Origin of the sequence: Paraburkholderia panacisoli, assembly GCF_008369935.1 — a bacterium.
In the GTDB taxonomy this organism is placed as follows: Bacteria; Pseudomonadota; Gammaproteobacteria; order Burkholderiales; family Burkholderiaceae; genus Paraburkholderia; species Paraburkholderia panacisoli.
In genome coordinates, this window is sequence record NZ_VTUZ01000049.1 from 61600 (window position 1) to 71507 (window position 9908).

11 protein-coding genes and 1 pseudogene are annotated in these 9908 nt (G+C 61.5%); 3 read left to right on the plus strand and 9 right to left on the minus strand.

All coding sequences use genetic code 11. From position 1 onward, the window contains the following. The first annotated feature begins 11 nt into the window (after positions 1-11). Together FVF58_RS42035 and FVF58_RS42040 are read left to right on the plus strand one after the other, a co-directional pair. Complete coding sequence (locus FVF58_RS42035) at positions 12-533, plus strand: hypothetical protein (protein WP_149675540.1); 522 nt, start codon at positions 12-14, stop codon at positions 531-533. 425 nt (positions 534-958) lie between these two features. Then, on the plus strand, positions 959-1387 hold the full coding sequence (locus FVF58_RS42040; protein WP_149675541.1) for a YybH family protein: 429 nt from the start codon (positions 959-961) through the stop codon (positions 1385-1387). Between the two features lie 79 nt (positions 1388-1466). On the opposite strand, the gene FVF58_RS42045 is transcribed toward FVF58_RS42040, so the two are convergent. The 3 genes from FVF58_RS42045 to FVF58_RS42055 are packed head-to-tail and all read right to left on the minus strand — an operon-like array spanning position 1467 to position 4948. After that, positions 1467-2849 (minus strand): MFS transporter, encoded by a 1383-nt coding sequence (locus tag FVF58_RS42045; RefSeq protein ID WP_149675542.1) that lies wholly within the window; start codon positions 2847-2849, stop codon positions 1467-1469. Between the two features lie 50 nt (positions 2850-2899). Next, positions 2900-3784, minus strand: coding sequence for an isocitrate lyase/PEP mutase family protein (locus FVF58_RS42050; protein WP_149675543.1), 885 nt, complete (start codon positions 3782-3784; stop codon positions 2900-2902). 51 nt (positions 3785-3835) lie between these two features. After that, positions 3836-4948, minus strand: coding sequence for a TauD/TfdA family dioxygenase (locus FVF58_RS42055; protein WP_149675544.1), 1113 nt, complete (start codon positions 4946-4948; stop codon positions 3836-3838). Between the two features lie 136 nt (positions 4949-5084). Between FVF58_RS42055 and FVF58_RS42060 the strand changes: the two genes are divergently transcribed. Then, a complete protein-coding gene (locus FVF58_RS42060) occupies positions 5085-5981 on the plus strand; it encodes a LysR family transcriptional regulator (protein ID WP_149675545.1) in 897 nt (298 codons plus the stop codon). A 162-nt stretch (positions 5982-6143) separates the two neighbouring features. Here FVF58_RS42060 and arsH read toward each other — a convergent pair whose 3' ends face one another. The 6 genes and pseudogenes from arsH to FVF58_RS42085 all read right to left on the minus strand — a co-directional run. Next, on the minus strand, positions 6144-6908 hold the full coding sequence (gene arsH / locus FVF58_RS42065; protein ID WP_149675546.1) for an arsenical resistance protein ArsH: 765 nt from the start codon (positions 6906-6908) through the stop codon (positions 6144-6146). Next, complete coding sequence (gene arsC, locus FVF58_RS42070) at positions 6905-7330, minus strand: arsenate reductase (glutaredoxin) (RefSeq protein ID WP_149675547.1); 426 nt, start codon at positions 7328-7330, stop codon at positions 6905-6907. The genes arsH and arsC overlap by 4 nt, the downstream gene beginning before the upstream one ends. Further along, positions 7327-8412: an ACR3 family arsenite efflux transporter gene (gene arsB / locus FVF58_RS42075; protein ID WP_149675548.1), complete on the minus strand. Its 1086-nt coding sequence runs from the start codon at positions 8410-8412 to the stop codon at positions 7327-7329. The genes arsC and arsB overlap by 4 nt, the downstream gene beginning before the upstream one ends. 162 nt (positions 8413-8574) lie before the next feature. Continuing rightward, a complete protein-coding gene (locus FVF58_RS42080) occupies positions 8575-8907 on the minus strand; it encodes an ArsR/SmtB family transcription factor (protein WP_149675549.1) in 333 nt (110 codons plus the stop codon). A gap of 155 nt (positions 8908-9062) precedes the next feature. After that, positions 9063-9248, minus strand: a pseudogene (locus tag FVF58_RS55015) (hypothetical protein); the annotation flags it as partial. A gap of 550 nt (positions 9249-9798) precedes the next feature. Beyond that, on the minus strand, positions 9799-9908 hold a 110-nt coding region (locus FVF58_RS42085; protein ID WP_149675550.1), incomplete at its 5' end, for a transposase domain-containing protein.

Below are 9908 nucleotides of genomic sequence, written 5' to 3' on the forward strand. Positions count from 1 at the left end.
TAGGAGGTAGCATGTCAACGGAACGTCTCTTCCAATTGCATCTCGTTCTGGGGTATGTCGCGTGGCTGCTTTGCTTGCACGTATACGTCTGGCCCAGGCTCAAATCGATGGACCCATTCGACGCGCAACGTGCGATCGCCACCTTGCACAGCTTCCGTTTCTTCGGACTGGTCTTTATCCTGCCGGGTATCGTCAGCCCCGATCTGCCTGCCAGCTTCGCCGTGTTCGCCGCATACGGTGACCTGGCAACGGGAGTTCTGGCGATGCTCGCTCTACTCACAGCACCAATACGCCCACTCTTCTGGTTGTTCGTCGTAGCCTTTAATCTCGTGGGCGCGACCGACCTCATTGTTGACTACTACCACGCTATCCAGTCGGATCTTCCTGCGCATGCGGGAGAGCTGGGCGCTACGTATGCGATTCCGGTCATCTACGTGCCCGTGCTGATGATTACGCATGTTGTCGCCTTCTTTCTGCTGCTGCGCCCTCAGCCCAAGGCGACTCGGAGCTATTTATCCTTCCGTAAGTCATGACATGACCAAAGCGTCGCCTGCCTCCGGCAGGCGGCGAGGTTCGAAGGGAGCGCCGCACGGATCGTCAGCGCTGACTCAGAGGCGCATGAGAGCGGTGACCATCCAGCGGCAATGATGATGCTATGACTACCTGAATGGGCGATTAGTGGATCAGGAGGGGACAGGACAAACTCTTCTACTCGTTCACCCTCAATAATCACGTGCTTCGCGAGCACCTGTTGAAACGTTCGAATGTCCCAGATATTAAGCATTCCGATGGCCGTAGATGGCCGAACCCAATCTCATACGCAGATTTTTTCCTATTGGATGTCGATCCTGCTGCTTGTCGCTCGTCGTTACTTGGAAATCAACCGGTCGAGAGCCTGGGATATGCTGTTCGCCCCGAGTTCTAGCCGCCATCGCCATCTGATTCAGGAGGAAACACAGTGGACAAACTCGACAATCCGATCCTGCAGGTCCTCAACGACTACAAAGCTGCGGTATTCGCAAAAGACGTCGACTCGTTCGTCGCGCTGTACGACGCGGACGTGTTGGTCTTCGACATGTGGCGTGTATGGTCGTACAACGGCATTTCGTCCTGGCGGGAAATGGCGGGGGGCTGGTTCGGCTCACTGGGCACCGAACGCGTTATCGTGGATTTCAGCGACGTGCAAACGATCGTGACCCAGGACCTCGCAGTTGTTCACGCCTTCGTGACATACAAAGCCGTTACTACGGATGGCGTCGATCTGCGCTCGCTGGACAATCGACTGACCGTAACGCTCAGGCAAACGGGCGACGGGTGGAAGATTGTCCACCAACATACATCCTCTCCGATCGACCTCGCTACAGCTACGGTCATCTTCAAGCGTTGATAGAACGAGCTGGAGGGGCAGCGCCAGGGTGAAACCGCGACGTCGGCATTTCCTCCGGCGAGTGTGAAGATCACGTGGGTCAACGCCGCGACAATTGCGCAACAGCCGGCTCGAGCAAGTTAGGCTGTTCCTCGATTACTTCCAGCGACCGCGAGCGGGTTTCGATACCGAAACTGAAAACGATCAGCGCCTGCAGCACAAGCAGCATCGCGACGCTGAATGCCACATAGCGTATGCCGCCCGTCTGATAGACAAGCAGCGTGATGCCCGGCGCGCAGAACGACGCAATGCGGCCAAGTACCGCGCAAAAGCCGTTTCCACGGAGCCGGAAGCGCGTGCCGAACAGTTCCGGGATATAGCAGGCCACTGCCAGTGCGACGATTGCATAAAGGCAGCAGAAGAGCAGGAAGCCCATGACGGCAGCCATCATGGGCGAGCTCGACAGTGCGTAGCTGACGCCCATCGCCGCGCCGAGCAGCGACGCGATGGTGATGCAACGGCGGCGCCCGAAGCGGTCGATGCAGAGCACGCCGATACCCGCGCCGACCGGGCCGCCTAGCGACATCACCATGCTATATCCGAGCGACGACGACAGACTGAGACCCTGCTTCAGCAGGAACGTGGGCACCCATGTGACAAAACTGTAGATCGCAATGCCAATCACGACCGAGATCGTCGAGCCGACCAGCGTGCGTGTCCAGACCTCACGCGAGAACAGCACGGACAATGGCGGCGTAGGCGGGGTTTCCGCAAGCGCATGGGGCTGCTCGGGGGCGCGGTAGCCCTTGCCATATATCTCTTCCTCGATCCGCCTGACGATCTGTTCGGCCTCGTCGAGTCTGCCTTCGCCCGCGAGCCAGCGTGGCGACTCCGGCATCGACTTGCGCGCAACCCGCACCAGCAACGCCCCCGCGCCCGAGACGAAGAACATGGAACGCCAGCCCCACAGCGGAATCAGGAAATAGCCTGCCAGCGATGACACGAACAGCGCACTGTTGGTGACCAAAGCAAGCAGCGCCGAGTATCGCCCGCGCTGCTGCGGCGGAATCACTTCGATCAACGTCGAGTAGCCGACAACGATTTCCGCGCCGAGTCCGATGCCCATGACCAGTCGAAGTGCGATCAGCCACGGCATCGACGACGCGAAGCCCGCCGCGACCGAAGCGAGCCCGAACACCAGCAGGTTCGCCTGATAGGTGAATCGCCGGCCGAAGCGGTCACCGAGCAGGCCCGCCAGGGTGCCGCCGATCGCCATGCCGACAAACGTGGCCGAGATGAAGTAGCCATTGAGTTGAAGATTCGACAGCCCGCTATGGACGAGCGCGCCGAGCACGGAGCCTGCGAGCGTGATGTCGAAGCTGTCGAAAAACATGCCGGCCGCGATCAGCCACAGCATGCGCCGGTGAAAACCGCTGAGCGGCAATGCGTCCAGGCGCAGGCCGATGGATTCCGGTGATGCCATGTTGTCTCCTCATTTATCTTCTGATCGTGACCGCGCCGCGTGACCGGGCGTCAGTCCGTTCTGTCGACGAACCGGACCCGCAATGCATCCCAGTCGTCCGCGCCCATTCGCTGGAAGCGCTCCTTCGCCGTCAATGCACTGCACGAAGCCGGTGGTATGCCCGTCGCCTTCAGCGCGGCAAGTTCCCGCTCGCACACTTGCATCACGCTCGCGAGTAGCAGGCTCGGCATGATCGCGAGTTTGTAGCCCATTTCCTGCACGTCGTGCAGCGACACGTCCGGCGTCTTGCCGCCGCGCACGATGTTGAAAACGCACGGCCCCTTCACTAGCCGCGGGATCGTCATGATTTCGTCGAGGTCGCGCGGTGCTTCGACGAACGCGAGATCGGCGCCCGCAGCCAGCGCGGCGTTGGCGCGCGCGACAGCCTCAGGCAGTCCCGCTACGCCGTTTGCATCAGTGCGGGCAATGACGACGAAGTCTCGATTACGCCGGGCCGCGAGCGCCGCGCGAATCTTCGCGACGAATTCCGCGGTAGGTACCAGTTCCTTACCGTCCAGATGCCCACAGCGTTTGGGCGACACCTGGTCTTCAATATGGATTCCGGCGACGCCGGCCTGCTCGTATGAGCGCACTGCGCGCGTCACGTTGAGTTCGTTGCCGAAGCCCGTATCGGCGTCGGCAATGACCGGCAGTGTCGTGCAGGCGACGATCCGCGCGGCGTTGGCGACCATTTCGGTCATCGTGAGTAGCCCGTAGTCGGGCAAGCCATAGGAAGCCGCCGTGCCGGCGCCGGTCATATACAGCGCGGCGAAGCCCGCCTGCTCGGCAAGGCGTGCCGTGATGCCGTCGTAGACACCCGGCGCCGCGAGCAGTTCGCCAGCATTCAGCAGTTGCCGCAGACGGGTACCGGCGTGGGCTTGACTGGATTCATTCAACACTCTGTCTCCGACGTGCCTGTTTGCATGAAAGCGTGGGTGAGCCGCCGGTCAGGCCGCTGTCGCCGAGAACGCCATTGGTGTCCACTCACGCAGTGTCATGCCCATGTGCGCGGCCTGGCGTTTTTCGTAGGCCTCGAACGCGGCCGAACGGTGACTGCCCCGCAAGCCGCCGCGCACCGCACCCGCGCGCACGTCGCCAAAATATTCGAGCCAGTTGTCGGGGAGAGGCTGGGCATTCGGAACAGCGAGCCAGAGGCGCAGCAGGTGCCGTTTCATGTCCGGCTCTTCATAGTCGTCGAAGCCGGTGCGGGAATGGATCGTGACGTAATTGTTCAGCAGTTGCAGGTCGCCCGGTTCCAGCGACATCGAAAAGCAGTAGCGCGGATCGGTCATCAATTCGTCGAGCAGATCGAGCGCCGCGTTCTGCTCGTCGGACAGCCGTGGCACTTCGTCGAAATCGCGCTGCGCCGCAACGATGTTTTTCCGATTTGTGCGCATCGCAAAGCACTGGGCGTGATTGCCGATGATCGGGCAGCAATAGTAGGGCGGCTGGGCTGGATCCTGTGCGCCCTGATAGCTGAAGTAGAACGGTCCGCGCAGTGCTTCGGCGAGATCCGGGCGTCGGCGCCGCATCTCGTCGAAAACGGCGATCGAGCTGACAACCTTGCTTTCGCCGCCTTGCCGGGCGGCGCGCCGGCACAGCAGGCCGACCACGTCGCACGAATCCATGTGGAAGTCGAGCGATGCATTGGTGTTGTAGCCCCGCCCGTTCGTGGTCTTATACACAGAGCCGACGTCGCGAACGTCGTTGAGAATATCGCTCGCACGATTCTGCGTGCGGGCCACGCCCAGATGCAGACCCATCCCCCAGTACGCGAGACGGGTTTCGTCTTCGCTCCAGCGGTGCACCGGGAAGCCCTTCAGCAGACACATTCCCCAGCGGTCCTGGGTCGTGTCGACGGCGCGTTTCAGTGCGTCACGGGCCGCGGCGTTCAGGGGGAAATCGTCCGGCACCATCTCCAGCAGCGTCCGGCCGATCGTTTTCGCATGCGCGAGCGCGGCATCGAAACCGGCCACTTCTTCGGCGCTCAGGCGTTGAATCCACGACGTATCGTCTTCTGCCTCGGCCGCGAACCATGCAACAGGTCTGAAGGTGTGCATCTAACTTTTTCTCCGAATGTTGAAATTGTCCGCGGGCATGTATCCACGCTTGGCGTCGCTCCTCTTGAAAAAAGTATAGGCTCGGCGGATAGTCAACAAAAGTGACTTTATTTCAACCCGCACATAAGGAATCTTGATGAGGCTGGAAGCATTCCAGACGCTTGGCGCCGTCATTTCCGAGGGCTCCTTCGCGGCGGCGGCGGCCATCATGAACCTCACGCCGAGCGCGGTGAGCATGCAGATGAAGCACCTCGAACAGTATCTCGGCCAGCCGCTGTTCAGCCGGGCGGGACTGCACGTGCAGCCGACCGCGATGGCCCACCAGGTGATGGCGGCAATGCGCGATGGTTTGCAGCAGATCGAGGCGCTGAGGCGGCGTCATACGGTGGTCGTCGAAGGGACGGTGCGGCTTGGTCTGATCGAGTCGATTCAGCCATTGGTGTTGCCCGGCACGATGCGCCTGCTTCGGGAACGGCATCCGCGATTGCTGCTACGGCCGCAGCGAGGTCGAAGCGCGGGCCTGATTGACGATGTGAAGGCGGGGTTGCTGGACGCGGCGGTGGTCGCGCAGCCGGAGCGCGGCAGGGTGGCCGGACTGCTGTGGTATCCGCTTTTGCAGCGGGAGCTGGTGTTGATCGCACCGCCTGACGAAAAAGGCGGCACGGTGCGTGAACTGCTCGGACGCTACGACTGGATCCGCTACGATCGCAGCACGATGACGGGTGCGATGGGCGCGCGCTATGTGCGTCGGCTCATGCCAGAAAAGCGCAGCACGCTCGAACTCGACAGCGTAACGGCGATCGTCGCGATGGTGAGCGCTGGGCTCGGCGTGTCGGTGCTGCAGGTGGTCGACCCAAGTGTCTGCGAACGCTATCCGGTGAGACGGATCCGGCTTGGTGCGACGCCGCCGGTCCTGCAACTGTCGGTGGTGACACGGAAGGACGACGCCGATAGCCGTTTGCTGCAGGCGGTTCGGGAAGCAATGGGACTCGCACTGCAGCGTGCGAGTTCGTCGGTGGCGGCGGGGCGTTAGCTTTCGCAGTCAGAACATCGTATCGCGAAGGGCCGAGCGGGCATGCCAGGCGCGAGGGCGATCGCTCCATGATTCAGGAGAAGGCGCAATAGAGGGAGTGCCCCGAGAAGCGGTGTGCGTGGCAGCGAGCCTCTGCCGGGATGCCGCCCGGACCTGTCGCCGTCACTCCGTCTCGCTGTCGTCAGTGTCCGAATTGGCACTCATCGCTTCCTGATGCATGGCGGCGGCCGCCAGAGTGCCGGCGAGTTCCGGATGCGCCTCTTTTCGCTCGCTGTAGCGATCGGTCAGGTAGTCCGAGCGGTCGCGCACCAGCAGCGTGAACTTGTACAACTCCTCCATCACGTCGACGACGCGGTCGTAGTACGCCGAAGACTTCATCCGGCCATCGGCGTCGAATTCCTGATACGCCTTCGCCACCGACGACTGATTGGGGATGGTCACCATCCGCATCCAGCGGCCGAGCACCCGCAGCGCGTTGACGGCGTTGAACGATTGCGACCCCCCGCACACCTGCATCACCGCGAGGGTGCGGCCTTGTGTCGGACGAACGCCGCCGCTTTCGAGCGGCAGCCAGTCGATCTGGTTCTTGAAGACCGCCGTTAGCGTGCCGTGACGCTCCGGGCTGCACCATACATGTCCTTCCGACCACTCCGACAGCTTGCGCAGTTCGACCACTTTCGGATGATCGGCTGCGACGCTGTCAGTCAGCGGCAGGCCGTGTGGGTCGAAGACCCGCGTTTCGGCGCCGAAATGCCGCAGGATGCGTTCGGCCTCGAGGGTGAGAAGGCGGCTATACGACGTGGCACGTAACGAGCCGTAGAGCAGCAGAATCCGCGGAGCGTGTTGGGAAACCGCACGCGGTTCGAGTTTGTGCAGATCCGGCGTGTCGAGGTGCGGACCGCTGACGTTGGGTAGATCCTGCGTCATTCGTTGACCTTCCGTCCTTTGCTGTCGACGACCCGTTCACCATCCTCCTTTGCAAATGCACCCTTCTGCGCTGCGGGCAGAATGTCGAGCACGATCTCGGAGGGCCGGCAAAGCCGGACGCCAAGTGGCGTGACAACGAACGGGCGGTTGATGAGGATCGGGTGTTGCAGCATCGCATCGAGCAACTGTTCATCGCTCAGCGTGGGGTCGGCCAGACCGAGGTCGGCGTAAGGCGTGCCCTTTTCACGCAGCGCGGCGCGCACGGTGAGGCCGGCGCGGGAGATCAGATCCTTTAACGTGTCGCGGCGCGGCGGCGTTTTAAGGTATTCGATGACCTCCGGCTCGATGCCGGCGTTGCGGATCATAGCCAACGTGTTGCGCGACGTGCCGCAATCCGGGTTGTGATAGATCGTAACGCTCATATCTTTTGTCCTTTGACGCCATGCTTTGCTTCGTACCAGTGCTGCGAGCGGTTGATGACGCCGACCACGAACAGCATCACCGGCACTTCGATCAGCACGCCGACCACCGTGGCCAGCGCCGCGCCTGAATGGAAGCCGAACAGGCTGATTGCGGTGGCCACCGCAAGCTCGAAGAAATTGCTCGCGCCGATCAGACTCGATGGACCCGCGACGCAATGTGCGACGCCGAGCCGGCGATTCAACAGATACGCGAGGCCGGAATTGAAGAACACCTGAATCAGGATCGGCACCGCGAGCATGCCGATGACGAGCGGCTCCTTGACGATTGCCTGCCCCTGAAACGCAAAGAGCAGCACGAGAGTCGCGAGCAGCGCGCTGATCGAATAAGGGGCGAGCTGTGCGATGGTCCGGTGAAAATGCGTCTCGCCCTTCGTCATCAACGAGCGGCGCAGCAGTTGCGCGAGTACGACCGGGATGATGATGTAGAGACCCACCGAGATAATCAGCGTATCCCACGGCACCGTGATGGCCGACAGGCCGAGCAGCAGCGCGACGAGCGGCGCGAAGGCGACGATCATGATTGTGTCGTTCAGCGCTACTTGCGATAGCGTGAAATACGGATCGCCTTTGCAGAGCTGCGACCACACGAACACCATTGCCGTGCATGGGGCAGCGGCCAGCAAGATCAGGCCGGCGATATAGCTGTCGACCTGATCGGCGGGAAGCCACGGGGCGAAAACATGCCGGATGAAGATCCAGCCAAGCACGGCCATCGAAAAAGGTTTGACGAACCAGTTCACGAACAGCGTGACGCCGATGCCGCGCCACTGGCTCCTGACCTGGGTCATGGCGGCAAAGTCCACCTTGACCAGCATAGGGATGATCATCACCCAGATCAGCACGCCGACCGGGAGATTGACCTGCGCCACTTCCATGCGACCGATCGCCTGAAAGAGTTGGGGAAGCACCTGCCCCAGCAGGATGCCGCCGACGATGCAAAGGCCAACCCAGACGGTCAGGTAGCGCTCAAAAAAACCAATCGCCGGGCGCGTGCCGCCGCGGACCGTATCAATGCTGCTCATGGGATCGCTCTGCGGGTTTCTCGCCGATGAAGCGCATTTTTGATCCAGCAGGTATCGCAGCATTTTCACGATCGTCCGTCACGCGGCACGCTGCCGACGATCGACCCCGCGGTGGCCATTGCTCGCCCAGGTTCTCAACCGCGGTTTGGATAGCCATGCGCTTCATGGTGTGTTCCCGCAGCAGTCGGAGAGGTTGCTTGCGGCACAGGTTGCGCCGGCGCAGCAGTTCTCCGTCAAGAAACCAATTAGCCCGGTCATCGCATCGAAGTTGGCGGTGTAGATGACGAACCGTCCGTCTTGTCGCGGCTTCACCAGGTCAGCGTGCGACAGATCCTTCAGGTGGAATGACAGGCTCGAGGGGGAAAGCCCAACCTGCTGCGCGATTTCGCCGGCAGCCATGCCGTCCGGGCCGGCGACGACCAGCAGGCGAAAAATCGCGAGGCGCGATTCATGGGCGAGCGCGCTCAGGGCGCGTACAACGAGGTTTGAGTCCATGGGCGGAAACGATAGCCCATTCGTTTCGATATTTCAAGGATTATTGAATTGATGCGTGCGTGAGAGTTTATGGTCTACCGATGCGGCGGCACGATCGGAGTGACGGCTGCAGCCGCCGTCAAAGCGGTCACTCAGTCAGCCGGTGCACATGTTGCGACCCAGGCGTGTCGAACGCGCCCATCGTTGCGGAACGTGTGACCCGCGAACGTGTAGAGGCCGGAGTTCTGAAACCCCTATTCCGGCGTACGACGTTTGAGCGCAAGCACTGCGAGCGCCATGAATGGTTTGTACGGAGACCCCGGCGGATTCGTGCCTCGTAGCGGCCAGTTCAGCAGCGACTTTTGTCGCTCATCCACGTCACCACGTGTGCCAGTCGGGAAGCACCCACGGCCCCATACCGGCGCGAATAGGGCACAATTATTAGACCCACGGGTGCCTGCACGCAGGTGTGAAGGTGCGCATCACTCGCCAGCGTATGGTCGGAAAAATCGCCCGACACAGTGGTGCGAACATAGCAGCCGGAGTAACGCTCGGCCGCCCGTGGCATTCGACTCCACGACCGATGGGAACCCAGTGGCCATTTCGCGCGGCGGGCAGTTCTTCAATACGTGCTCAAGGCCCAATTCCAGTCACTCGGCGCTGACATCACGCAGACATGGGTGGGGACGGCTCGCACGAAGAAGCGTGCATTGCAAGGCGGCTAGGAGACTGCTTCTCAGCGACGTATTGACTCGCCACTTTGATCAGCATAGCCAACCCACTGAGAGTAGATTTGCTCGTTCAGCACGGACGCGGCAACTAGAAGCGCAATCGATTTGATCGTATGCGATCCACGAACGACGCCCTTCAGAGTAAGGTGGCAGAGCGCTTGAGGTGTGGTAGCGATGCAGGTCAGCGGGGTTCGGAGGGCATCTTCCAGGGAAGCAGCGCGTCGTAGTCATCGACGGTCTTCGCTAGTGGAAGGCACCGGAACAGCCAGGTGAGATAGCCGTACGGGTCGA

Excerpts from the sequence above, each read along its gene's own strand:
- arsC (WP_149675547.1), bottom strand. The coding sequence starts at position 7,330 with ATGAGCGTTACGATCTATCACAACCCGGATTGCGGCACGTCGCGCAAC.
- FVF58_RS42035 (WP_149675540.1), top strand. The coding sequence starts at position 12 with ATGTCAACGGAACGTCTCTTCCAATTGCATCTCGTTCTGGGGTATGTC.
- arsB (WP_149675548.1), bottom strand. The coding sequence starts at position 8,412 with ATGAGCAGCATTGATACGGTCCGCGGCGGCACGCGCCCGGCGATTGGT.
- FVF58_RS42060 (WP_149675545.1), top strand. The coding sequence starts at position 5,085 with ATGAGGCTGGAAGCATTCCAGACGCTTGGCGCCGTCATTTCCGAGGGC.
- FVF58_RS42080 (WP_149675549.1), bottom strand. The coding sequence starts at position 8,907 with ATGGACTCAAACCTCGTTGTACGCGCCCTGAGCGCGCTCGCCCATGAA.
- FVF58_RS42055 (WP_149675544.1), bottom strand. The coding sequence starts at position 4,948 with ATGCACACCTTCAGACCTGTTGCATGGTTCGCGGCCGAGGCAGAAGAC.
- FVF58_RS42045 (WP_149675542.1), bottom strand. The coding sequence starts at position 2,849 with ATGGCATCACCGGAATCCATCGGCCTGCGCCTGGACGCATTGCCGCTC.
- arsH (WP_149675546.1), bottom strand. The coding sequence starts at position 6,908 with ATGACGCAGGATCTACCCAACGTCAGCGGTCCGCACCTCGACACGCCG.